The sequence below is a fragment of the Cyclobacterium jeungdonense genome (assembly GCF_010994275.1).
GTDB lineage: Bacteria > Bacteroidota > Bacteroidia > Cytophagales > Cyclobacteriaceae > Cyclobacterium > Cyclobacterium jeungdonense.
In genome coordinates this window covers 26,356-52,398 of sequence record NZ_WMCD01000011.1, presented here as the reverse complement: position 1 = coordinate 52,398, position 26,043 = coordinate 26,356, and the positions used below count along the sequence as shown (strand labels likewise).

At 42.3% G+C, this 26,043-nt stretch carries 19 protein-coding genes; 8 read left to right on the top strand and 11 right to left on the bottom strand.

Translation table 11 applies throughout. The features are described from left to right. Positions 1–414: 414 nt before the first annotated feature. Together GKS34_RS19220 and GKS34_RS19215 are read right to left on the bottom strand one after the other, a co-directional pair. The gene (locus tag GKS34_RS19220) at positions 415–1,659 is read right to left on the bottom strand and encodes a retropepsin-like aspartic protease (RefSeq protein WP_163386611.1); all 1,245 of its coding nucleotides are present in this window, start codon (positions 1,657–1,659) and stop codon (positions 415–417) included. An 896-nt stretch (positions 1,660–2,555) separates the two neighbouring features. Continuing rightward, a complete protein-coding gene (locus GKS34_RS19215; RefSeq protein ID WP_163386610.1) occupies positions 2,556–3,566 on the bottom strand; it encodes a cation diffusion facilitator family transporter in 1,011 nt (336 codons plus the stop codon). A 160-nt stretch (positions 3,567–3,726) separates the two neighbouring features. On the opposite strand from GKS34_RS19215, the gene GKS34_RS19210 reads away from it, so the two are divergent. The 4 genes from GKS34_RS19210 to GKS34_RS19195 all read left to right on the top strand — a co-directional run bounded on the left by GKS34_RS19210 (position 3,727) and on the right by GKS34_RS19195 (position 8,923). Beyond that, on the top strand, positions 3,727–5,025 hold the full coding sequence (locus GKS34_RS19210) for a serine hydrolase domain-containing protein (RefSeq protein WP_163386609.1): 1,299 nt from the start codon (positions 3,727–3,729) through the stop codon (positions 5,023–5,025). Positions 5,026–5,203: 178 nt separating this feature from the next. Next, the gene (locus GKS34_RS19205) at positions 5,204–6,121 is read left to right on the top strand and encodes a hypothetical protein (RefSeq protein WP_163386608.1); all 918 of its coding nucleotides are present in this window, start codon (positions 5,204–5,206) and stop codon (positions 6,119–6,121) included. Between the two features lie 84 nt (positions 6,122–6,205). Then, complete coding sequence (metG, locus tag GKS34_RS19200; RefSeq protein ID WP_163386702.1) at positions 6,206–8,266, top strand: methionine--tRNA ligase; 2,061 nt, start codon at positions 6,206–6,208, stop codon at positions 8,264–8,266. Positions 8,267–8,479: 213 nt separating this feature from the next. Then, on the top strand, positions 8,480–8,923 hold the full coding sequence (locus tag GKS34_RS19195) for a DUF4174 domain-containing protein (RefSeq protein ID WP_240459372.1): 444 nt from the start codon (positions 8,480–8,482) through the stop codon (positions 8,921–8,923). A 14-nt stretch (positions 8,924–8,937) separates the two neighbouring features. On the opposite strand, the gene GKS34_RS19190 is transcribed toward GKS34_RS19195, so the two are convergent. Beyond that, positions 8,938–9,570 carry a 2OG-Fe(II) oxygenase gene (locus tag GKS34_RS19190; RefSeq protein ID WP_163386607.1) on the bottom strand — a complete coding sequence of 211 codons (633 nt, stop codon included), beginning with the start codon at positions 9,568–9,570 and terminating at the stop codon, positions 8,938–8,940. A 151-nt stretch (positions 9,571–9,721) separates the two neighbouring features. On the opposite strand from GKS34_RS19190, the gene GKS34_RS19185 reads away from it, so the two are divergent. Then, a complete protein-coding gene (locus GKS34_RS19185; RefSeq protein WP_163386606.1) occupies positions 9,722–10,489 on the top strand; it encodes a hypothetical protein in 768 nt (255 codons plus the stop codon). A gap of 14 nt (positions 10,490–10,503) precedes the next feature. Here the strand turns inward: GKS34_RS19185 and GKS34_RS19180 are convergent, their stop codons facing one another. After that, the gene (locus tag GKS34_RS19180; RefSeq protein ID WP_163386605.1) at positions 10,504–11,274 is read right to left on the bottom strand and encodes a LexA family transcriptional regulator; all 771 of its coding nucleotides are present in this window, start codon (positions 11,272–11,274) and stop codon (positions 10,504–10,506) included. Further along, entirely contained in the window at positions 11,271–11,528 is a 258-nt protein-coding gene (locus GKS34_RS19175; RefSeq protein WP_163386604.1) for a hypothetical protein, read from the bottom strand. Before GKS34_RS19175 ends, GKS34_RS19180 begins: the two co-directional genes overlap by 4 nt. Before the next feature lie 385 nt (positions 11,529–11,913). On the opposite strand from GKS34_RS19175, the gene GKS34_RS19170 reads away from it, so the two are divergent. After that, positions 11,914–13,080 carry a pyridoxal phosphate-dependent aminotransferase gene (locus tag GKS34_RS19170; protein WP_163386603.1) on the top strand — a complete coding sequence of 389 codons (1,167 nt, stop codon included), beginning with the start codon at positions 11,914–11,916 and terminating at the stop codon, positions 13,078–13,080. Between the two features lie 70 nt (positions 13,081–13,150). After that, positions 13,151–14,269: an AEC family transporter gene (locus GKS34_RS19165; protein WP_163386602.1), complete on the top strand. Its 1,119-nt coding sequence runs from the start codon at positions 13,151–13,153 to the stop codon at positions 14,267–14,269. A gap of 428 nt (positions 14,270–14,697) precedes the next feature. Here GKS34_RS19165 and GKS34_RS19160 read toward each other — a convergent pair whose 3' ends face one another. The 5 genes from GKS34_RS19160 to GKS34_RS19140 all read right to left on the bottom strand — a co-directional run bounded on the left by GKS34_RS19160 (position 14,698) and on the right by GKS34_RS19140 (position 24,377). Continuing rightward, entirely contained in the window at positions 14,698–15,840 is a 1,143-nt protein-coding gene (locus GKS34_RS19160; RefSeq protein ID WP_163386601.1) for a pyridoxal phosphate-dependent aminotransferase, read from the bottom strand. A gap of 174 nt (positions 15,841–16,014) precedes the next feature. Next, the gene (locus GKS34_RS19155; protein WP_163386600.1) at positions 16,015–16,449 is read right to left on the bottom strand and encodes a hypothetical protein; all 435 of its coding nucleotides are present in this window, start codon (positions 16,447–16,449) and stop codon (positions 16,015–16,017) included. Positions 16,450–16,517: 68 nt separating this feature from the next. Next, the gene (locus GKS34_RS19150; protein ID WP_163386599.1) at positions 16,518–17,978 is read right to left on the bottom strand and encodes a SusD/RagB family nutrient-binding outer membrane lipoprotein; all 1,461 of its coding nucleotides are present in this window, start codon (positions 17,976–17,978) and stop codon (positions 16,518–16,520) included. A 30-nt stretch (positions 17,979–18,008) separates the two neighbouring features. Then, positions 18,009–21,176 carry a SusC/RagA family TonB-linked outer membrane protein gene (locus GKS34_RS19145; RefSeq protein ID WP_163386598.1) on the bottom strand — a complete coding sequence of 1,056 codons (3,168 nt, stop codon included), beginning with the start codon at positions 21,174–21,176 and terminating at the stop codon, positions 18,009–18,011. Positions 21,177–22,115: 939 nt separating this feature from the next. Beyond that, entirely contained in the window at positions 22,116–24,377 is a 2,262-nt protein-coding gene (locus GKS34_RS19140) for a Tex family protein (protein ID WP_163386597.1), read from the bottom strand. A gap of 147 nt (positions 24,378–24,524) precedes the next feature. On the opposite strand from GKS34_RS19140, the gene GKS34_RS19135 reads away from it, so the two are divergent. Beyond that, positions 24,525–24,890: an Hpt domain-containing protein gene (locus tag GKS34_RS19135; protein WP_163386596.1), complete on the top strand. Its 366-nt coding sequence runs from the start codon at positions 24,525–24,527 to the stop codon at positions 24,888–24,890. On the opposite strand, the gene GKS34_RS19130 is transcribed toward GKS34_RS19135, so the two are convergent. Continuing rightward, a complete protein-coding gene (locus GKS34_RS19130; protein WP_163386595.1) occupies positions 24,887–25,912 on the bottom strand; it encodes an N-acetylmuramoyl-L-alanine amidase family protein in 1,026 nt (341 codons plus the stop codon). The genes GKS34_RS19135 and GKS34_RS19130 overlap by 4 nt on opposite strands. Positions 25,913–26,043 lie beyond the last annotated feature (131 nt).

Below are 26,043 nucleotides of genomic sequence, written 5' to 3'. Positions count from 1 at the left end.
TTAGTTGGTCGCGGAAAAAGTCCATTGGAATTACAGTACCTCACGAATTCGTCAATTTGTTTCCCTACGACCAAGTCAATTTCCTTTTTATTCTTCAAAGTCAGAAGGGTCGAACCAGCTCTTAAACAGATTTCATTCCCAGTCGAACTTGATCTAATTTCATTCTCCAAAAAAAGTTGCGCTGATTCGAGTTGCTCTGTTTTCAGGAGATTGTCGATTTCAGTCAGAATTTCTAAATGATTTCTTGTCGGTCGAGTCATCGTTATCGCATGTGCCACAACGTCCACGGCTAAGGTGCGTATCGGCTATTATGACGTTTACCTATTCGCTGGGTATAAAAGTACTAAAAAAACGTAAAACTCCCGGTTTTAACACCAACCCGATAGGCACTATAGCAATTGTTAGGCACTGGCATTATTCTATAAATTTAAAAAAGCCTTGATTAAACGAAAACTTTACGCCTTTACTATGGTAAACGACGTCCGAACCTATTTTTCCGTCAGCATCAATTAATTCAGTCCGAACACCTTCTGGGGTTGTTGATTTTATATTTTTGAAAACAATGGGGATGTCTTTGCAAAATATAGTGAAATCAGGAAGCATAAAACTTTGAAACTTATCGGTCAAACCACCTACACCAGATTCCTTAATTTGTATTGGCTTGATTTGATATGTGCTGTCTAATTTTTGCAATAAACCATCTTTTATTCTACTTGTTCCTGCTCCTGTATCGAAGCCCCAATAAGTTTTATTCCCGTTTAAAAGATGCAACTCAAGTATCGGGTAACCGATCCAAAAGAAATTTTTTTGGGTTGGGATATATTTTTCATTGCGACTTAATGTTAAAATAGATTTTTCGTTGTCTATTGTCGTTGTATAATCAAATAAGAATGGTAATCCTATTATTCCATCAATGGTAATTCCTGGTGCCAGGGTCAATTCCTTTATGTCTATTATCGCAACTGGCAAATTCTTTAGCGTGATCTCCCCAATGGCAAGGTTTTGAATAATGGCAGGTTTTACTGAAAACACGTTGTCCGTTGAGCCAGCAGATTCTGTGATTTTTACATTGCTCTCAATTGCATTTATTTTATTTGCTACGGTGCTTGAGATAACACTTCCCGAGGCTCCTATGTCCAACCAAAATGAAAATTTTTGCCCGTCAATCTCAACTTCGACCATAGGGGTTTTGGCGATTGACCATTTTAGGGGCAATTTTATGGGCAAGGTTTTTTCCAGTTCAACCTTGGTAGTATATTGCTTAAAAAAATCGATTTCGTTCCAATTTAGAGAAAGGTTGTACTTATCTAAATGATATTCTTCTCTTAAATCAGAAATATCTTGATATTCATACCTAAGGCTGTGAATGGATATGATAGTGTTCAGGATGGTTTCTTTTTCTTCTTTTTTTATGGAATTTGACTGGATAAATTCCAAACCCTTTTCTATAAACCTATCGTATTGAGCGGTAATCAAGAATCTCGCAAGAGATGGGGTATTTAATTCTGAGCCAAGTATTCGATTTTCCAAATACTCATTGGTATGCTTGGAATCATTGTTCGAAACATGAACCGATGTCGGAGGAATTTTTTCTTGGCACTTTCCTGTTTGGGCTAGTGACATAAAAATTCCAAATATTATAATTGTACTTAGTTTCATTTTTGCTTGTGCCTAACATCCATATACAACTATATTTTGAACCAAGTGGCGTGTATACGGACTATGTCCACCACCCGAGTCCAGGCTTTCACTGGTCAAATTAAGGATTTCGTAGAAGGAATCAAGCGTGAACGGTTAATTTTTTGATACCAGGCGGCACCTATTGCGATTTGGTAACGAAACCTATTGGCTAACCTGGTGGCGAAAATCGATTCCCGGGCGTTGAAATTTTTTTAGGAGAAGTATTCTGGACAGGAGTTTCCCGCCAAGACCGCAAACGAAGGCGCGGCAAACCCAGGGGGAGGCGATAGTAGCCAAATTGCCATCGTGACTTTTCCTTTCTGTAGGGATTTTTTTGGAGCATTTTGAGCACTCACTGCAGCCGCTCCGAACCCGTTGCGGCCGCTGCGAGAAAAAGCAGTCTCATTCGATTAATTCTCTAAAAGCACCGCCCATGCCGGGCACACCCAAAAAAAAGGGGCTCTCTTTGAGCCCCTTTTGAAAACGCACACCAGGAATTCACGATGTGTGTTGTAAGATGAAATAAAAATGGGTAGGAAAAAAAGACAGGTATTTTTGTTAAATGATGATAAATCCTATTATCAACAACCATATTATAGCAGACACCATTATAAGTACGGTAAATTGTTTATCTTTCATAGCTCAGATCTTTTAATAAAACAACGGAATTAAGTTACAAATTAAGACCTACAAAACAAAATTTTATATATACAAATTTATTTTATTCCTAACAAATATCAGGAAATAACTTGTGAAAAACACAAGGTTTTAGCAAAAAAAGCTATAGGAACGACAGTTATTATTATTTATTTTGAAAAACCCTTAATTTTTTTACTCTTTTACGGTATCCGAAGTTTTCAGAAATTCAGGGGACACTATTTCTTCACTGGCGAAAGGTGACTCAATTCGTGATAGTGTTTTTGATTTTTTGACATGTTCCCAGCGGTCCATTTAATCTTTTTACTGTTGGGATATTTCCTAACCACACAGTCTTTTATCTGGCAATAATGACAACAAGATTCAGGCAAACAGGGATCTGCATGCACAAAAACTTCAATGTACCCAGGCAGGCTTTTTTCCAAAACCTCCTCTACTTCATGGACCTCATCGTGAACCCGAATCAAATCAAAATAATACGGCAGGGTCAGGTGTAGGTCTATATGGCTGTCTCCCCCATACTGCTGTACCCGCATGTTGTGTATATCGATCCAATTTGCTTTGCGGTTTCGGTTTAGCACCTGAACCGCCTTGTTGATGGCTTTGGGATTGGATTCATCCATAAGCCCTGCTACTGAACGCCGAACTAGAAAATACCCATTGTATATGATGTATCCCGCAAATGCCAGGGACAGAAAGCTATCCATTACGGTCCATCCGGTAAAAAAAATCATCCCAATGCCGATAATCAATACAAAACTGGATATGGCATCTGTGGACAGGTGCCTCCCATCTGCCTCTAGCGTGATGCTATTCAATGCCTTTCCTTTTTTCTGTAATAAATACCCTAAAACACCATTAACCAGTCCTGAAAACCCTACCAAAGCCATTCCCAAAGGCAGATCCAGCAGTTCCTGTGGGAAAATCAATGCCCATATCGACTGGTAAACGATAAAAATTCCGGCCAGAATTATCAAGGTTCCTTCAATTCCGGCGCTAAAAAACTCAATTTTTCCATGCCCGTAAGGGTGATTACTGTCTTTTGGCAAAGCACTCAGATAAATACTGTAAAGCGCAAAACAAGAAGCAACAACATTTACGATGCTCTCCATCGCATCAGTCAGGATAGCATTAGAACTAGTCTGGAAGTATGCGTAAAACTTGATAATCAACAATACCAAACTGATGACCACCGACCAGATAATGAGACGCCTTTTTTCTTTTTCCACTTTTTGATTCCCTGATGCTTTTCAAAATTAGGATTATTTAAGGGCCTGGAAAAATAAACCTTGCAAAATACCAGTAATAACCGTTTTAAAACGGTGATTTTTTACAGGAATTGGTTACATTCAATTTCATTTATCTGAGTCAAACAATAACAATTACCCCATGTCAAAAATAACAGTTTCGTTTTTTCTGGTTTTTCTTTGCCTGACAGTGGCGGAGACCTTTTGCCAAACCACTTCTCTTCAGCGATCTCTTCCCCTCGCGACCGATTCCCCATCCAGTGTGGGCATGTCCCCTGAGAGGTTGGGTAGAATAGACGCAATGTTTAAGCAAGCCCTGGAAGAAAACACCATCCCGGGGGCTGTGGCGTTGATTGCCCGGAATGGGAAAATCGTTTTCCATGAATCCTATGGTCAAGCCAATGAATCAGGGAAACCCCTGGAAAAAGACGCTATTTTTCGAATTGCATCGCAAACCAAAGCCATTACCTCCACTGCAGTAATGATGTTGTGGGAAGAGGGAAAATTCCAGTTGGACGATCCCATCTCCAAATACATTCCTGAATTCAAAAACCCCGAAGTATTGGTAAATTTCAGGTATGCAGACACCAGTTATACTTCTCGGCCTGCTGATAAAGAAATAACCATTCGCCACCTGCTTACCCATACCTCTGGTTTGGGTTATGGGGTAATAGATGGAGATGAGCGCATGAAAATGCTGTACCACAAGGCGGGCACCACGGATCTTTTTACCACAGAGAATGTGACCATCAAAGAGGTAGTAATGAAGTTGGCCGAATTGCCCCTGCACCATGACCCGGGAACAAAATTCACCTACAGCATGGGCTTGGATGTATTGGGATATTTCATAGAAATCATTTCAGGAATGAGCTTCGAAGAATTTCTAAATCAAAGACTCTTCAGGCCTTTGGGTATGGAGGACACCGGGTTTTACCTTCCCCAATCCAAATCAGACCGATTGGTAGCCATACAGCATAAAGTAAACGGAGAGTGGGAGGACTATCCCAATACCTTTTACGATGTGAATTATCCTATCACAGGAGCCGCATCATTTTTTTCCGGGGGAGCCGGCTTATCCAGTACAGCAGAGGATTACGCTACTTTTCTGCAAATGTATTTGAATGGGGGAGAATTAAATGGGAAGCGATTTCTTAGCAGGACCACCATTGCCAGCATGATGGCAGACCAAACATTGGATTTGTATGGAGGGGCCGATCAGCATTATGGTTTGGCTTTTGGGGTATTGACCGAACGGGGACAGGCGAAAGGCGGCCTGGGAAGTCCCGGCACCTTTGTCTGGGGGGGCTATTTCAACACCCAATATTTTGCGGATCCTCAAGAAAACATCATCGGGATCCTCATGAAGCAGACTCAAGGACCAACTGGCGACCAGACTGCCTGGAAATTCAAACAGATGGTCGGGGCGGCGGTAGACGATTAAATGATCCGTTTAAAACCACGACGAGTGATATTACCCGTTTAACCATTAAGTGTGGTTTTCTACTGCTCTTTAATTGGAAAATGCTTGGTACAATTGGATTGGAAAATCCGTATCTTAACAAAAAAAATTTGCTATTTCCTCCACTCTCCCATGAAATGGGGTATATCACTGAAGGATTATGAAAACGCGTAAAGGTCTATCAGAAATCGGATTGTTTTTATTTCTAATCCCGTTTTTTGTCCAAATGGCGGCCTTTGCTCAAAATGAACCTGTTGAAGGGCAGGGTGAAAAGGAAATTTACCTGATTCAAACGAGGGATGGTAACGAATACGCGGGTAGCATCCTGACCGAGGATGAGCTCAAAATAGTGTTGGTAACAGAAAATCTCGGCACCATCACATTGCTTCGTTCGGATATCATTTGGATGCGCAGATTAGACACCCTTACTCAGGTAAAAGGCCAATTCTGGTTTGCCAATCCTCAGGCTACCCGTTATTTTTGGATTCCAAACGGGTATGGACTGAAAAAAGGAGAATCCTATTACCAAAACGTGTGGATTTTTTTTAATCAGGTATCCACGGGTGTTACCGATAACTTTTCAATTGGTGCGGGAATGGTTCCACTTTTCCTTTTTGCAGGCTCCCAGACTCCGGTATGGATCACTCCGAAGGTTTCTTTTCCGGTTGTCAAAGATAAATTTAATTTGGGAGCCGGAGCCCTAGCAGGGACGATAATTGGCAGTGATGAGGGTGGTTTCGGTTTGCTCTACGGCCTATCTACCTTTGGGTCAAGGGATAAAAACATGACTCTTGGACTGGGCTGGGCCTTCGCTGGCGGGGAAATAGCCAATTCGCCGACCATTTCAGTGGCCGGAATGATCCGAACAGGACCAAGGGGCTATTTGCTTACTGAAAATTATTTTATCGGTGCAGGCGGAGAAACGTTGGGTATCATTTCTTTTGGAGGGAGACGAATTATAAACCGAATGAGCATTGACTTTGGTTTGTTCCTGCCGTTAATAGGTACTGTAGATACTTTTATTGCCCTTCCCTGGCTGGGACTCAACATACCCTTCGGAAAAACCAGCGGTCAATAGCAAAAAATGGCACCTTCTTCTGGTACCCGATTATTGTGTCCGGAGATTTTACCCAAAACCGAAATTACCCTATCTTTGTGCGCTATGAGCGAGAAAAATTTCAAACGATATACGATTACATCTGCCCTACCCTATGCCAACGGCCCCCTTCATATTGGTCATTTAGCTGGCTGCTACATCCCTTCCGATATCTATGTTCGCTACCTCAGGTTACAAGATAAAGACGTCGTATACGTTTGCGGCTCTGACGAACACGGAGTAGCCATTACCATAAAAGCTAAAAATGAAGGAATCAGCCCTCAGGAAGTGGTAGACCGCTACCATGGCATTATGAAGGAAAGCTTCCAAAAATTTGGAATCAGCTTTGATCATTATTCCAGAACCACCTCTCCTGTTCACCACGAAACCGCTGGACAGCTTTTTAAAGACCTGTACGACAAAGGGGAATTTGTAGTCCAGGAAACCGAGCAATATTACGATGAGGAAGCCGGGCAGTTTCTGGCTGATCGCTACATAGAGGGCACCTGCCCGCACTGTGGGTACAGTGAGGCCTATGGGGATCAATGCGAAAAGTGCGGCTCATCTCTTAGCCCTACCGACCTGATCCAGCCCAAATCCAAACTTAGTGGAAATACTCCTGTCCTTAAGATGACAAAACACTGGTTTTTGGATTTGGGTAAGTATACTCCTTTCCTGAAGCAATGGATACTGGAGGAACATGCAAAGGATTGGAAAAACAATGTACTGGGGCAGTGCAGGAGTTGGCTGGAAGCGGGGGAAGGCCTGCAGGCAAGGTCCATGACCCGGGACATGGATTGGGGTATTCCGGTGCCCTTACCGGAAGCTGAGGGTAAAGTGTTGTACGTATGGTTTGATGCCCCCATAGGATACATTTCTTCCACCAAAGAATGGGCGAAGGAAAAAGGAAGGGATTGGGAACCCTACTGGAAGGACAAAGATACCAAATTGGTCCACTTTATTGGAAAGGATAATATTGTATTTCATTGCATTACTTTTCCTGCCATTCTTAAAACCCATGGAGATTTTATTCTACCGGATAATGTCCCTGCCAATGAATTTCTAAATCTGGAAGGACAAAAAATTTCTACCTCCAGAAATTGGGCAGTATGGTTGCATGAGTACCTGGACGAATTTCCAGGACAGGAGGACGTGCTTCGCTATGTCTTGACAGCCAATGCCCCGGAAACCAAGGACAACGACTTTACCTGGAAAGATTTTCAGGCCAGGAATAACAACGAACTGGTTGCCATCTATGGTAACTTTATTAATCGAGCGGTGGTGCTCACCCACAAATACTTTGACGGAAAAGTCCCTGCTCAACACGATTTACAACCGGTAGATCAGGAGGTGTTATCTGTTTTGAAGGAATATCCGGGAAAAATTTCGGGATCACTGGAAAAATACCGATTTAGAGAAGCACTCGCCTATATGATGGATTTTGCCCGAACCGGAAACAAGTACCTGGCCGACACCGAGCCATGGAAAACCATTAAAGTGGACGCTGATCGGACAGCTACTATCCTTTCCATCGCATTAAATATAGCCGCCAACTTGTCGATTATTTCGGCGCCATTTTTACCATTCACAGCAGAAAAAATCAAAAAGATGTTGGGACTGAAAGTCTTGAATTGGTCTGATGCAGGACAGATGGATCTTTTGAAAGCGGGAGACCCCATTCAAAAGCCAGAATTGCTCTTTCAGAAAATCGAAGACAACACCGTGGACGCCCAGATCAAAAAACTGGAGGACAGCAAAAAGCAAAACGAGACAGCTCCCCATCAGGCAGACCCCATAAAGCCAATCATTCCTTTCGAGGATTTTGCCAAGCTAGATTTGCGCGTGGTAACAATTTTGGATGCTCAGAAAGTAAAAAAATCGAAAAAATTGCTGCAATTAACGGTGGATACTGGTTTGGGTAAGAAGACGGTATTGAGTGGCGTGGCGGAGCAATATTCACCCGAGGAGCTGGTAGGAAAACAAGTGACCATGTTAATTAATCTGGCCCCTAAAAAAATGGCAGGGATTGATTCCGAAGGGATGATCCTTATGGCCGCCGACGGAAAAGGAAATTACCGGCTATTAGGTCCCCATGAGTCTACCCCTCCCGGAGCCTCTATCAGTTAATCTCACGACCTCCATCAACTCTCTTTTTTCTACCCAGGTGAAACAGGATCAAACCTTTACCCGGATATGGATGTTATGTCTTGGGTCTAAATAAAAATTGATCATAAAACCAAACATGGCACATGCGACCAACGGAGGGATGATTATCATTTGCGAGATTCCACCCCGATAAATCGAGACAGGTTATGGCTGCTTAAAGACAATAATAAACAGGTGAAAATAGTATTTCTTTCTTTCTTACTTCTTATGGCTGGTATGGATGCAAATGATCAGATTACACTAGAAGATTTGCGTTGGAAAAATCGCATTTTATTGGTTTTTCCGACTTCTTCCTATTCTGAAAACGCAGATTACCTTTTCATACCTGAGAGTGATACCTTGGAAAGTGAAATTAAAGAAAGGGATATGGTGTATTTTGTTTTTGGAGATTCGCTAAAAAGCAACAGTGACTTCACTTTTTCCACCGATTACATCGAACAGTTGCGGGCAAAACACACATTGGGCACCAAAAAAGACTGCTATGTTCTGATAGGAAAAGATGGAGGAACCAAACTTCGCAGAGAACAGTCCAAAATTGATTGGAAGGAGCTTTTCGGAACCATTGATGCCATGCCTATGCGTATCCGGGAAATGAACGCAAATGATAAACCCCGTTAATTTACAGGCACTTATTAACTATCCTTAAACCATCCCGTAATACTTATGCGCGCTTTTTTCGTGGGTAAGACTTCATGTGGTATTTCTCCGCTTAGAAAAGTGACCAATCTTCCTCCGACAGGAAGCACATCCCGATATTCCTCCACACCATTTTCTGCCGTAAAATACATTCGAAGAGCACCACCATCCGATGTTTCCCAATGCTCATTCAAATAGAGAATGACGGTCACCTTCCGGTAGCTTACCGACTGGAATTGATCGAGGTGCCTGAGGTAAAAAGAACCAGGTGGATACATGGCAAAATGAGCTTCGTAGGATCGCAGCCCCAAATAGCAACGCTGGTTAATAGCCAGTCGTAAATTTTCCAGCATATCCCAATACGTCTGCTGCAGCGGAGTCAGTTGCATTTCATCCATCCACAGCACTTTATCACTCCTTATTTCAGGTTGAATCGCAAAAGATTCGCCCTTTCCCACCCCGGCATGGCGAAATTGACCATGATATACCAAATCCTGCTGCTCTTCCAATAATTCCTTTCTGAAGCTTTCTGAAATGTATTGATCCGTTATGGACCAGCCATTTTGATAGAGTTCCTGAGCAATCTGCTCGTTAGTGCTGGTGCTAGAAAGAGGGGTATACTGCGTCATACCTGCGAAATTCGAAAATATTCATGACATTTCAGGAAAAAAGTCTCTCCTAGCAAAACTATTTCAGGTTTTTCTGATTGAAATTGCTATTTTAAACCTTGGAAATAATGAATAAGCATTAATTTTGAGGCTTGTTTTCAAAAAAACCACCATGCATTTAAAATCTGACGATATCACCCGACTGGAAGTTGATTATCAAACCGGAGAGGTCCCACCACCATTCAGTCATGTGTTTAAGTTAAAGTTATCCTTTGGCAAGAACTTCGTCAACACCCAATTTGATATTCAATATACCGGAAGAGAGGAATTAAGTCCAGAGGAAATTACCGAAGAGGGATTTACCCTCGATGACGATTACCGGTATACGGGTGAGATTCCGAATTTATGGGAAAATGTTTTCAAAAAATTATATGCCTCATCCAAGTGGTCTAACCAAAAAACCCTTGGAGAAAAAGGAGGCATCAAATTACTAGCCAAAGACATACATGGCAAAATTACCCGCGACATTCCGCTTAATCAGGAAGATTGGTACCTGAGTTGTCAGGATTACATCCAGGCCATTTATGAGATTAGCAAGAAAGAGGCTCCCTTGTGCATCCGTTTTAAAGAAATTAGTCCGGAAAAGGAAACATTCGTGGAACTATTATTCAAGTTTTCGATAAGACGGGTTGAGCTAAAAATAAATGAACAAACAGGAGCCCTGGATTGGGAAGAAGGAAGGAAATTAGCTTCTCTGATTTTTATCCCGGACTATGACTATGATTCAGCTAAAGAACAGGAACCTGTCGATAAGGGGATATACCTGGATTGTGGAGACGGATACTGGCATGAATTTAATAAAGGAATTATAAATATTGATCGGGGATTCGATGCAAAAGCAAGTATTCTCGAAAAATTTAGGTCATTGGCAACGGGCTGACGCAAAGCTCAGCCTCAACTTCCTGAAATTTTTCGTATATCTTGCTGCACCTCCCGGATCATTTTCCCCAAATCTTCGATGGTGAGTGGTCCGGAAGAAGGGTCTGGAAAATGAGCGCTTACATAGGCTTTGGCTTCCCAAATCTCAAGTACCTCTTCGATGGGAATGTCATAAGGCTTATACCGGTCATTATCTGATACAACGAACAATTTTCCATGTTCCGCTATGTAATTAAAAACCCTTTTATAAACGATCCCTTCACTTTTTGTGACCAACACATAGGTTTTTCCATTTTTGATTTCCATCCCATGCTCCAGGTAAGCTCCGATGATAAGGGTTCCCGGCATTAAAGGAAGCATGCTGTCCCCGCTTATTTCGAATGCCCGGTATGTTTTATCCTTAGAAAGATTGGGAAGCCTGAAATTAGGTAGGTTTTCCATGTATTCAGGATCTGCATACCCATTTAAATAGCCGGCAGAAGCTTTCGCTCCGACCATACTTATCCATTCTTCCTCTTGGTCGTCCAGGGTTACTGTCAAGATTTTAAGTTTATTCTGTTGCAAATACCTCCTGCCGTTAGATTCAATATCCCAAAAAAGAAGTTCGTCGATTACGATATCGAAAACGGAGGCCATCACCTCCAAAGCAGCAAGTTTGGGATCGGATCTCCCATCTTCATAAGCTGAAATCATACTCCGCTGGACTCCAATTTTTTCAGCCAGCTGCCCTTGCGTCATGCCAGCCCTCTTTCGCAAAAACCGTAAATTTCCAGGTAACCGATTCATGCGGAATAATAATAAAATTGATGGTCGTCTTTCCACTGATTTTTGAAGGTGAATCGTAGCAAGTCCATTCCCGAATCCTCCCGGCGAGCAAGACGCGATTTTATTTCATTACGGATTTCTTCCTCCGTACAGCCCGCTTCTATTAATAAATACCCATAACTGGGTTTATCGGCATGCTGAATGTAAAACTTAACCTGAAGATTTCCTGAAGATAGCTGTTTAGCCGTAAATTGGATTCTGTCCGATTCTCTCATAGCGATGTTTGTTAAATCAACATTATAAAAATAAAAATGTTATTTTTATAAACCAACAAAAATCGCCTTTTTTCTCTTTTTAACCGGTTTACTGTCCAACGAAAAAATAACCAAACTCCCCAGGCTTACTTGCAATTAAACAAGGTAAAAGCATGCAAGAAAAATAAGAACCTAAAAAAATAAGCTAGGTAAAGGCTACGCTTTTGACTAAACTATAGTTTGTTTAATCAATTGGTTTATTTTTTACCTTGTTTTCTATTTTTTCATACACATAATAATAAACATAGTTATTTTTAGCACCTATTTTTATTAATTATATTTTTTTTCATTCAAATTTGGGTTAAATTTATACCAAAATATTTAACCACTTTACAAAAGAGGACTTATGAAAAATTTCAACAGAAGGGACTGGTTAAAGACCAGCGTACTAGGTTTAGGATCCCTGCCATTAATTACTGGAAACTTACATGCAAAAACGACTGCGGTATCCGGAAAAAATTGGAGCAGCGAAAGCATGTTATGGGAAATGAATCCCATTTACAAAGATGTAAAGATGAAGGCCAGGCTTTTGGCCAATGAAAATCCTTTTGGTCCTTCCCCCAACGTACAGAAAGCCATCGCTGAATCCATCAGCCTGGGAAACAGGTATGGACATTCGGATGCTGCCTATTTGATAGATATGTTGGCTGAAAAAGAGGGAGTAAAACCAGAAAACATCATGCTTGGCCCTGGATCCACTGATATGCTGGAAAAAACGGCCATTGTCTTATGTAAAGATGGGGGAAACGTAGTTTCAGCTGATCCTTCCTACATGTCACTTGTCAATACGGCAAAAGCCATGGGAGGCGAATGGAAAGCAGTTCCTTTGAAAATGGATTACTCACATGATCTGGACGGCATGGAAGCGGCCATCGATTCCGAAACCAAGCTTCTTTATGTTTGTAACCCCAATAATCCAATGGGCGCCATTACCGATCCGGAAGATTTAAAAGCATTTTGTAAAAGCGCCGCTAAAAAGCGTCCTGTATTCGTAGATGAAGCCTATCTGGAATTTATGGACAAACCAGAGGATCACACCATGGTGAATCTTGTTTCTCAAGGACACGATGTCATGGTGGCCCGAACCTTTTCTAAAATTCACGGCATGGCAGGTTTGCGGGTAGGATACCTGGTGGCTACTGAAGAACGTATTAAATCTATCACCAGCATGGTTCGAGGTACAATGGGACTCTGTGTAACTTCCCTGAAAGGCGCCATTGCCAGTATCAAGGACGAAAAATTTCTTGCTTCGTGCAGAAAATGGAATGCTGAATCCAAAGCTTATACGTTAGAGCAAGTTGAATCTATGGGATTTGATCCCATTCCCTCGCACACCAGTTTTATGATTTTCCCTATCCAAGAGGAAGGTAAAGTCTTTGCCGGGAAAATGATGGATCAAGGTGTCGGTATTCGTGTGTACTCCATCGCAGACCAACCTTGGTGCAGGGTAAGTATGGGTACCATGGATGAGATGAAGCTGTTTAGCAATGCTTTGAAAACGGTAACTACCTGAGCCTGCAATTAGCAATAAACCCTGAATAGCCACCCACTACACTTTCACTAACAACTGATTATTTATTCATATGAACTTAGCTGTCCAAAAGACGCTTTCTCTGCTATTGCTATTGGTTATCGGGTTTTTACTGAGAAAAAAGCTGAAAGATCCGGCCCAGCAGAAGGGGCTCAAAACACTAATCCTCACGGTCGCTTTACCGGCAATTATATTTGTAGCATTGCTCAAAGCGGAGGTTCAATGGGATTTGTTGGCCCTGCCCATAATGGCCATTTCATTTAACTTTATACTTTACTTTATACTTAAATATACATTGCCACTCTTCGGGATTGAAAAGGATTCCTCTTCCTACCGAACTTATTTGTTGCTCTTTCCATCGTTAGCTCCTGGGCTTTCATGTTTTCCATTCTTGATAGAGTATCTCGGAGACGATGCGCTGGCATGGGGAGCACTAGCCGATATAGGGAACAAGATATTTGTTCTCGTAATCGCCTACATGATTGCGATGAGCTGGTATTTTAAAATCAATAACGACATTAAAACCGGAAACCGGGACAAAATCAAATCGCTACTGTTAAGCCTGGTGAATGAACCTATCAATATGGTTATAATTCTTGCACTGATACTAATTAGTGTAGGGATTCATCTGGAAAACCTGCCGGTATTTATTGGTACAGCCATAGGTACGCTGAGTAACCTGATGACTCCATTGGTTTTAATTTTCATTGGAATTGCAGTAGTATTCAATTGGAAGCAAATTAGAAAAATCGCTGGTTTACTGATGATCCGTTCCGGTCTTACCTTTCTGTTAAGCGGTTTTGTTTTGATCTTTGCCCCCCAATTATCATATGCCGCCATATTGGTTTTGGTGGTGTTCCCGCAGAGTGCCATCAGTTTCTGGCCCTTTGCACACATGGCATCCGTCACTGCCTTGGAGCAGGAAAATGAAAAGAAAAGGAACAAGACCTTCGATATGGAATTAGCTGTGAATATCCTGGCCTGCTCACTCCCCTTTACAACGGTGATCATGTTAACTGTATTTTCTTTCGGGGAAATATTCACTTCCTCTACTACGCTGTTCTCTGTAGGATTCGTATTTCTTGGCTTAGGGTTATTCAAACCACTGTTAAAGTGGTTTAAATTGATAGAATATGAACCAGCATTGGAGAAAGAAACCCATTCCTCCTAAAAAATTTACCACTAACAATTAATTTAAAATGTGATCAGATTAACCTCTGCTAACTACAGAAAGCAGCTTTTCAGGTGGAAAGCTGCTTTTTTTTTATTAACCGGGACGAATCCGGATACTACAAATCGGATTCGCTGTCCCGACCTAATACCAGGGCTTTAGAAAGGATTTAAAATTATTCACTATCAGAATAGGGGGATAGTTGTCCTGGTCTTGACATTTTTGAAAAACAGCAGGTTCATATCCTGATAAAACTGACCTAGTGAAAAATAACAGAAAGCTAAAATGCTGTACCTTGTAATCGTTAATCTCAATGAAAACCGTTTTCCCCTTTTTAGGAACCCGATAAAACATAAAAAAACCGGCCTGATCCGGACCGGTTTTTATTTTTATAAAAATGTCTGATTACAAATTTATTGCACCCTAAATTAAGATTGATTTATTTTTGTAGAAATAACCTGCTTAAAAGCACCGGCAAACATTTCCAAATCATCCATTTTACCCATACTTACGCGACAATAATCCTGTCCCGCTACATTCATGCTTTTGATCCCTACCCCTTTAGCGAGCATCTTCTTTTTGAAGTCTTCGCTATCCATAGCAATAGGAAAAAGAATGAAATTAGTATGGGAAGGAAAATAATCGTGTCCGGTCTTTTCCAGTACATCATATACAAATTTTTTCCCTTCGTTATTCATTTTTACAGAATACTTGATAAACTCCTTATCGACAAGACTAGCTGTGGCCGCACTCATGGAAGGGCCGCTTAGGCTGTTTCTTGGTCCTTCTTTGGCTATTTCTTTGATTACCTCCGGCTGGGCGATACAATACCCAACTCGCAATCCTGCAAATGCGTGCACTTTTGAAAATGTCCTGGCCACAATGACGTTTTTCCCTTGCTTAATACAAGCCGAAGTGGTAGACCCTTTAGGGTTTTCCATGTAATCCCAATAGGCTTCATCTACAAATACAGGAACCTTATCCGATACGGTGTTACAAAAACCAATAATTTCCTCTCCAGTCATAATCTTACCGGTAGGGTTGTTTGGGTTTACCAGATATACCAGGGATACGTCCGGCTTTACCTTGTATTCCATAGTTGACAAGTCATGGTCAAAGTTCTTATCCAGCGGGACTTTTACCCATTCAGAACCCATATATTCTGCAGAACGTACCAGCGAAGTATAGGTGGGATCGGCAGATAACACTTTGCCATTAGCTCCTCCGTATACTCTGGCCGATGCATGGAGTAGTTCACTTGAACCCGCTCCTAGTAAAATGTGGTCTTCTGTTACGCCTTCCTCCTGCGCTATCAGGCTCATCAATTTCTGCCTGTATTCTCTGGGGTATAAAAAGGCATCATCAATAGCCGCTTTTAGTGCCTTCTTAGCGGAGTCGGAAGGGCCAAAAGGATTTTCGTTGGAAGTCAACCTGGCGTAGCGCTCCTTTTTTGGAAGAAAGGAAGAAATTACTTCCTCTTCTGTACCAGCCCCCGCGTATCCCATGGTCATGAGGCCGGCTGTCATCGTAAGACTGGATTTCAGCCAATTTCTTCTGTTTAAATTAGTCATCTTTTTTTGATTTGGTTGTTAGTGGTGAATGTTTATTTATAGAATGAAAAAAGGATGTTTTGTCAGGATGATTATTTTCTGCTTTTGTCCGGAGTTTAGCCCGTACCAGCAGAGAAAACCTTTACCAAACAAAACATCCCTTACCCAAGGAATCTTGTCCTTATCTGTTTACGTCTATCTTACACGTACATTGTGGTATTTCCTGAAGGCAATGTCATTATAGCTTCCGGCAAATTCCAGACGAATTTGTGAACCAGAACTTGGTTCCGACAAACCAAGTGTAGTCCAGGGATTCTCAAATAAAATTTTGCCCTGGCTATCAGTGGTTAGTGTGCCAATCTCATTTGTTTGGTCTATAAAAACCGTTACCTCCAGACCTGAGACAGGAATGGAATCAATACCTATATTACGATCTAGAATACCGCTCTTGTCCAATTCGTAAAACGAACCGGAAACTGCAACACCTGTAGCGGCGTCAAATTCATTCCCTTCCAGCACTACCAAAACGGGTGCGGCCACGTTGGGAGTAGCCAGATCCTCTGCTTCAACGCAAGAGAAAACACTGATCACTACGCCTAGTATAGCAAATTTATTTATAATTTTTTTCATAGTTTGATTTCAATTGAATTTGAAAATATCTATTTGCAAAAACAGGTTCTTCTAAAGGAATGAATCCCTTATTCCGCCCACCATAATTCGCTTCGCATATTGTCTTCTCCTCCCAGCATTTGTATGCCCCCCTGCAAATTATCCATGTTCAGAGAATATTCAGATGGTGGATACTCAATACGTGTAGGCAACACGCCCTCGTTTACAAATATGGAATTTGGATCAGGCGTGGGCATTTGCGGGAGACCAGTTCTCCTGTATTCTGTCCAGGCTTCAATTCCCTGCCCAAAGAGTGCAATCCATTTTTGAGTCATGATGGTTTCTTTGTCAACGGAACCCAGTTTGCCGATATAATCGGCAGGCATTTCCAATCCATGTTGCGCAAAAGAACCTCTCACTCCTTCCTCGAAATATTCCATGTGATCTGCAGCAATATCTCCGTCAAGAGCCGCTTCGGCAAGGATAAACATCAATTCAGAATAGGTCATCAAAATACTGGGTGCTTCAGGATCCAGGAATTTTTGACCAATTGTAGAGGCTGAAATGGTAGATGCAGCCGCATCTGTCAACCCATTTGGTAACCCTTTGTACGATCCATCTCCCAAAGGCAAGGCATACACTGAAATACGGTCATCATCCAGTTCCAACAGTTTATCTACCAAAGTCGTACTGATATTCCAATCCGAACGTGTGGAGAAGACATCAAACATCTTATTTCTACTTCCGATGACATTTGCATGTTTTAATTCCGCATAATCATCGTTTCCTGTGAAAATAGGATAGGTTTCGGGAGAAGCGAGTATTTCCTGCATAATGGCTCTGGATTCGGCCGGCTTTTTAACAGCCTGCCGGTTTGCCAATTTGATTCTTAATGAATTAGCAAACTTTTTCCATCTCAAAATGTCCCCATCAAACATGATATCTCCATTTACTACCGGACCATTGATTGAAAGCTTTTCGTTGGCAAGCTTAAGATCCGCCAAAACCCCGGCATACACCTCTTCCATAGAGTCGTATTTCGGTGAATTGATGGACTCCTCAGCTGCTCCCTTAAGGGCTTCAGAATAAGGAATGGGGCCAAATGCATCTGTCAGGTAAGAAAACGTAAACGCTTTCATCACCAAGGCTATTCCTTCGTAGTTTCGGTTCTCAAATTCTCCACCTTCCCCAGCTAATTCGATTACCTGCTCCAGGTTCACCAGCGAACTGTTATAGAGATTATCCCAGGTTCCGGTGGAAACCGTAATTGGAATCTCATAGGTATCTCCTTCCGCATTGATGTAAATATTTCTAGCCAGATGTTGAATCCAGCACATGGCTGCATCGATATTTAACCTTTCAAATCGGGTGCTATGGCCCCAGTACCTATCTACAGAAACCTGTATGGCATTGGGTAATAATAGCGCCGGAGAGATGGTAACCGGGTTGTTGGGATCCGTATTGATTTCAGCAAATTCTTCCGTACAAGAGCCTGCCAGAAGGAAAAGCCCGAGTAATAAGGTATAGGGTAGTATTTTAAAATTTTTCATGGTTTTAATCTTTTGCAAGTTGGAATTCACTTAAAAGCTAACATTCAGGTTAAATCCAATATTTCTGGTCGAAGGCATTTCACCATAACCAAATCCCTGTGCATTGCCTCCTTTGGCGTCAAACTCGGGATCCAGGTGCGGGTGGTTTCGAAACAAGATGGCTAGGTTTCTTCCAACCAGGGATAGTCTTACACTCTCGAGAAAAGTATTGGCTAGAAAGGTTTGCGGAAGACTATAGCCTAAGGACAATTCCCTCAATTTTACAAACGAGCCATCAAAAATACCTGCTTCGTGATAAGTTCGGGGATTTTGCGCATTCCAGAAAGGCTGTGCTCCAACAATTACATCATTGGTCACGTAGACAGGGCTTTCGTCCGTTCCAACGTTCATCACGCCTTTTCCGATCACTCCCTCTTCTCTTCCAATGGCCGTTTCTACATACTGACCGGTCTTTCTGGCCAATCCGGTACCCACGTCGAATAAATCTCCGCCCATTCGTACATCAATCAACGAGCCGAGGGTAAACCCCCTGTAGGTAAACGTGTTGGATAATCCGCCAATCCAATCAGGTTGAATATTTCCTAATTGGAATGTTCCTGCATCTAATTGCGGTAATCCGTTGCTGTATACGATTTCGCCCTCTGGAGACCTTTGGTATCTTCTACCGTAAAGGGTTCCATAAGGCTGGCCAATCCTGGCCTCAGAGGTTAAACTATTCTGACTTCCGAGTGTGTAGTTTTCAAGACCTTCAGCCAATTCTACCACCAGGTTTCTGTTTCGGGCAAAATTCACCGCAACATCCCAGTTAAGCCCCCCTGTATTTTGAAGAATCCCAGCTGTAAGCATTAATTCCACACCTTGATTGGTGATTTCACCAGCATTTAAAATCTGACTTTCATAACCGGAAGCACGCGAAATGGCAACTGCCAAAATCTGGTTGGTGGTAGATTGATGGTAATAGGTAAAGTCAAGTCCAATCCTTCCATTCAGAAAACGTAAATCAAGTCCTACTTCCTGACCCGTAGTGATTTCAGGCTTAAGATTGCGGTTAGCGATTTCATCTGAAGCTGCATACATTGGAGTGGTGCCTGCCCATAGTCCCTGAGAAGCGAATACCTGATTTAACAAGTAGGGATCTGCATCATTACCTACTTGTGCCAAACTAGCTCTGACCTTGGCAAAAGAGAGGAAATCACTTTGCACTGCAAACAAATCGGTTAAAACGGCACTCAAGGCTACAGAAGGGTAAAAGAAAGAATTGGCGTTGGTTGGCAAGGTACTGGACCAGTCATTTCTTCCAGTCACGTCCAAAAAGATGGAATTGGCATAACCAAATTGCGCCGAACCAAACACGCTATTAACTACCTGCTTCCTGATTTCACTGGAAGGAACCACCGGACTGGCATAGTTGCCCAGGTTGTACAAACCGTCGATGGTAAGTTCCCGGACATTCACTTCAGTCATCTGATAGTTGTTGGTCCTATTGATAGCTCCGCCCTGGAAATTAATAGAAAATCCGTTGTCCAACGTTTTATTATAAGTCAGGATAATATCACTGTTGGTTTCCTGGCTGGTCATCTGGGTATCGGTGTAGGCTCCCAGAATGCGTACAAAATTCTTGGTTCTTTCCACGCTGGTCACGTCAGTCCGACTATCGGACCAGAAATCGGTTCCGGAACGTAACATGATGCTGAGTTCATCGGAAAATTTATAATTGGCGGCAATATTTCCCACCAGTCGGTCCTTTTCATTGGCGTTGGTATACCGATCCTGTAGAAAATAAGGATTGGTAAAATACTCGTGCTGCCAGTTGGCGTACGGATAATCATCGCCAGGCCGGAAGGTCTCTCGCTGTATCGGGTAATATTGCTCCCAGTTTTTCAACTTGTCATAATCCGTGTGCCTGTGAGCCCAGATAAAGTCAGAACTCCCGGTATACCTTCGGTTATCCGATCCGGATTTCACGTACTCCGCGCTAACTGTGAAACTTAACTTATCGGTGAAGTTGTAGCCAGCATTAAGTTTGAAATTGTTTCTATAATAATTGTTGTTATACATGATACTGGTTTGATCCAGTCTTCCCATAGACAGTCGGAAATTTCCATATTCGTTAGCACCTGATACCGCCACGTTATTCGTCATGCTTCTACCTGTCTCCCAAAACTGCTGAAAATTATCTGGCTGCGGTAATAACGGCTCTCTACCGGGTGCACTGTACCATAATGGAACCAATGATCCATCCATAGGCTGCCCCCAGCTTTCATCCACTCCCGCTGTACCACGAATTCCATCCGCATCAAATCCGTTTCTTCCGTCTACATACCAGGTTCTGTACCCGATGCCTCCACCATAAATATTCTGTAAACCTGGTTCTACCAAGGGTCTGTCAAAGGTCATGTTGGTATTGAGCTCTACTCCAATTCCTTTGCTTCCGGAACCGTCCTTTGTAGTTACCATGATCACACCGTTTGCTGCTCTGGATCCATATAGCGCCGCCGCAGTGGCACCTTTCAATACATTTATCTCCTTAATATTGTCAGGATTGATCTCGGACAAGCCTCCCCCATATCTTCTGCTTGAGGTTTGGTCCAGTGGGACACCATCCAAAACCACAAGAGGCTGGTTGTTACCTGCTACGGAAGAAGATCCCCGAATGACAATGTGAGAACCACTACCAGGCATGGAGTTACTATTAATTTGTACTCCGGCAACACGACCGGACAGGTTATTGGCAATATTCGGCTGGCGGGCATCAGCTAACTGGCTACCCTCAACCGCCTGCGTAGCGTAGCCTAACGCCTTCTTTTCGCGTTCCATTCCGAAGGCGGTCACTACTACCTCAGATAGCGCCGTTTCATCGGGCAACAGAGAAATAGTCATTTCACTCTTATTGCCTACTTTAACTTCTTTTTTATCGTAACCGATAAAAGAAACTTCCAAAACATCCTCCGATCCAGTTAAAGAAAGCGTGAACTCTCCATTGATATCGGTGGCAGCTCCTTTTGTGGTGCCTTTTACAAGCACACTTGCACCTGGAATCGATTGCTTATTTTCATCAATTACCTTTCCAGATACCGACCGCTCCTGTGCAAAGAGCGGATTAAATAGCATCGACCCTGTAAGGATCATCAATCCAAGGAAGAGCTTGGTAAAAACACCGTTACTCCTTTCCTTTGCGTGAGTAAATTTTTTAATCATGTTGTTAATGGTTAATAAGTGAAGATTAACACCGGTTTTTCTCCGGTTGTCCCAAGTGGTTAAATTTTGGGTATTTCTGAAAGGGCTATTTGGGGTTTTTGAATATTAAAATGACAAATAGGGTACATTTTAACCCTTCATTTTTAAATTCGTTGTCAATATAAACCGGGAATTCGAATAAGAAAAATTTACCGAATTAATTTTTAAAAAATCGAATAAAACGAAATAATTAAATATTATTGATATTTTTATATTTAAAATAATTTTATTTAAATTTATTAAATATATATTGGTATATTTATTAAATTTTATTATTTATTACTATTTTTAATGATTTTAAATAGTTACTATAAAAATACTGTTTAAATTACAACAGGGAATTTTATTGCCTTATATTTAAACTATTTATTATTTTTTACCTTTTTTAGTTTATAATTACCCCTACATTTTAATATTTTATGTTCTAAACATTTTTTATGGTTCATTTTTATACCAAATAATTTAATAAATTTGTTTTAAATTATTTTTCCGTTTTTATCATTAAATACCAAATATTATTCTATTGCTTAACGTAACGATTCCATATTTATCGCTAATCGGAAAATGGGCCAATTGTCTGCCTGCCGGGTAGCTGGTTTTCCCTGCCAGGGGATATTTTATTGGCTGATACGTTACCAGGTGATTGTGCTAGCAACCAGGGGTTTCACTCTATTCAGTAGTGCTTTTCCATTATACCGATCCTATTCAAAAAAAATACCCATGATCTGAAAAATCGGATCATGGGTATCAGCTCAGTGCAAAACGAGCTCTATGAATAGCAACTGTAGGGTAAAAGTTGAATAAAGAAATCTATTCCTCTACCCGATCTAAAATTCAATCAAATTACCTGGCTGCATTTGTCGTTCATAAAATTAGTTTTCAGGTATGAAAACGAGAAAATTATTTTCCAAACTTCTGCTTTAATAAAGCAAGTTTATCTTCCATACTCTCCTTAGGTTCCGGCTTGTTGGCCCTTTGCTTCCCGGAGGGCTTATCCCGCTTTCCTTTCTGGGGAGATTTCCCAAAAGGGTCTGCTTTCATGCTTAGTCCGATTCGCTTGCGGGCTATATCCACCTCCATTACCGTAACTTTCACTTTTTGATTTACTGACACCACTTCATTGGGGTCTTTGATAAAGCGGTCAGCAAGTTGACTTAAATGCACCAACCCGTCCTGGTGCACACCCACATCCACAAAAGCACCAAATTGGGTGATATTGGTGACAATCCCGGGCAGTACCATCCCTATTTTCAGATCCTTGATTTCATTAATCCCATCCTCAAACCGAAAAACCTCAAACCTGTTCCTGGGGTCTCTGCCTGGTTTTCCTAGTTCTTCTAATATATCCTTAAGGGTAGGCAAGCCTACCTCCTCTCCCACGTATTTTTCCAGGGGGATCTTTTGGACAAGTTGATCGTCCTTTAGTAAAGCACTTACGGATACACCCATGTCATCTGCCATCAGCTTTATCAGTCCGTACCGTTCCGGATGGACGGCACTACCATCCAGTGGATTCACGCCATTCCGTATTCGGAGGAAACCGGCTGCCTGTTCAAATGCCTTTTCTCCCAACCGTGGCACTTTTTTTATTTCTTCCCTGCTTTTAAACGGCCCGTTCTCATTACGGTAGGCTACGATATGCTGAGCCAGAGAGGGGCCTAACCCAGATACATAGGTCAATAGTTGCTTTGAAGCCGTATTTACCTCCACTCCAACGCCATTCACACAACTCATAACGGTATCATCCAGTGAATTCTTCAGGGCATTTTGATCTACATCGTGCTGGTATTGGCCCACACCTATGGATTTGGCATCAATTTTCACCAACTCTGCGAGGGGATCCATCAATCTCCTTCCTATGGAAACCGCTCCCCGAACCGTAAGGTCAAAATCCGGAAACTCTTCCCGGGCTACTTCGGAGGCTGAGTATATAGAAGCACCACTCTCATTTACCATTACCACGAGTACCTCTTTTGGCAGGCCCAGACTGTTAATAAAAGCTTCTGTCTCCCGGCTTGCCGTTCCATTTCCAATGGCTATGGCCTCAATCCCATGCTTTTCTACCATGTATTTTACCAGCGCGCCAGACTCCATGGTTTTTTTCTGCGGTTCATTGGGATATATGGTCTCATTCTGAAGGAATTGACCCTGTCGTCCCAGACATACCACTTTACAGCCGGTCCGAAAGCCCGGGTCAATGGCTAGTACTGCTTTCTCTCCCAACGGGGAGGCGAGCAGCAGTTGTCTTAGATTCTCAGCAAATACTTTGATGGCTGCTTCATCTGCCTTCTTTTTAGCAAATACTCTGACTTCTGTCTCCATAGAAGGCTTCAGCAGTCGCTTGTACCCATCTTTTATAGCCAATCTGACCTGCTCGGTACTGGAATTGTTTCCCTTCAACACTTTCTTTTCAATCAAAAGCAGGGCTTCCTTTTCTTCCGGACCGGTGTCCAGCATCAAAAACAACTCTTTCTCCCCACGTCGCATGGCCAATACCCTATGGGATGGTGCTGTTTTAACTGGTTCCTGCCAATTAAAATAATCCTGATACTTGATTGCTTCCTGCTCTTTTCCCGGAATGACCTTAGAAACAAATTTTCCCTCTTCGATAAACAAGTGACGCAATTGCTTTCTTACCTCCGCATCCTCGTTAATCCATTCTGCGATGATGTCTCTGGCACCCTGTAGCGCCTCATCAATGGTATTAACATCCTTTTCAGCATCCACATAGGATTTGGCTTCCATTTCTGGAGAGGCGCTTTCCTGAGAATAAATCAAAGTGGCCAAAGGTTCAAGCCCCCTTTCTTTTGCCACCGTTCCTTTGGTTCTCCGCTTGGGCTTGTAAGGCAGGTAAATATCCTCCAGCAAAGACATGGTTTCCGCCGCAGCGATTTTTTTTGTCAGCTCGTCTGTCAATTTACCCTGCTCTTCAATGGACTTAACGATGGCTTCCTTTCTTTTTTCCAAATCCCTCAGCTGATGCAATCGATCCCGAACAGCGGCAACCTGTACTTCGTCCAAGGTTCCCGTTACTTCCTTCCGATACCTGGAAATAAAAGGCACCGTGGCTCCCTCATCCAGCAACGCTGCCGTACTACTTACCTGTTTTTCCCGAATACCTAACTCACTGGCAATCTTTGAATAATGATTCAAATCTGACATGAACAAAAATTATAGCGTGCATATTTTTTTTAACGGCCGCAATTTAAGCCAAAATTTCTTTCCAAGCCCCGAAAAATGATGAAATTCCGACATTCGGTAAAACCAATACAAATGGTATATTTGTGGCAACATTCGACCTAACTGATAATGGAAAACAACCAGGGAAAACTCTACGATTTGATTAATTTGGAGGAAATTAGCGGAGGTAGCGATGATTTTATCGTCGAAATGATAAAACTTTTCATCGAACAAGCAAAAAGCACCATATCCGGCCTGAATTCGGCTTTTGATCAAAAAGACTTCACTGAGATCAAAAACCTGGCCCACCAGATTAAACCCAGTATCGACAACCTCAAAATTGAAATTCTCCGTCCCATTATAAGGCAAATAGAGGATTTGGCAGAAGATCAGGGGCAGGCTGATAAACTTTCTCCCTTAATAATGGAGACCAACACCGTCCTGGAAACGGTGTTGATTCAATTGGATGAAGAATTGAAAGATAGAAATAACTAATTCTCCGGATAATAAGCCTCCAGCCGTTTGAACTCCATGGCAGATTCATCCAGTTTGCCTTGCTCTTCCAAAATAGTGGCTCGCAGCACATGACATTCTCGCGCAAGGTAAGAATCTGGAAACGATTTTACGCAGAGATCCAATAAGCTCATGGCACGCTCCTTATTTTCGGAGCTACCTGTTTCATACAGGCGCTTGGCCTCCTGAAAGTTTTCCTTCCATTGTAACGCTTCCGGGCGCATTCTTTCCGCTTCCTGAAAAACTTCAAAAGGAGGGATTTTTAACGGGAGATTTTTTTCCAAAATGGGTGACCTAATTTCTGAAAAAAACGCGGCGATCGCCTCAAAATAAGCACGGGCTTCTTTCCGGTTATACGCTTCCCTCTTCAACCTTTTTTCTTCTTTAGGATGGGTGAAAAAAGTGGCCTCACCGATTACTGCCGGTATGCCATAAGTCCCGCGCAAAACGCTGGCTCCTGACTTTGAAAAGATGGTATAATCGGACACCAGACTGTAAGGACCTTTGTCTTTGAACAAATGCTTGCGCAGAGAAACGGCTATTTCCTTTCCCAAAAGTACGCTACCCAGGTTTTCGGTTGCTGACCCGTGGAAGTAAATAATGGGAAAATTGACCGACCTATCTGCCGTAGCATTGTGGTGAATGGAAACAAAGAGGTCCGCTTGCTTATGCAAGGCAAGTTGGCTTCGCTCCTCCAACGGCACAAATACATCCCCCGCACGGGTAAGTAAAACCTCCCCTCCGGCTCTCTCCAACATATCTTTAAGGTACAAAGCGACCCGTAAATTCACCCATTCCTCCCGCTCACCAGTAGGCCCAACCCGGTAGGAATCGGTGGCAGCCGTACCGCCGTGACCCGGATCCAGGATAATGACCTTGCCCTTAATCGAATCCGTATGTTGCCTTTCATTCAGTTGCCCTATTGGGGGCAACGCAAAAACAGAGCCTGCAAGCAATAGGATGACGGACAACGCGATCAATGGGAAACAAGAAAGGTGCTTCATGGAGATGAGTTAGGATCGAAAATGACCTGTGTGACTCAAGTACCGATCAGACAGGCAATTACTTTTAAACAGAATACAATTTCAAAACCAAAGATAATTTTTTTTACCAAATTTATCCCGGTTAAAAGAAA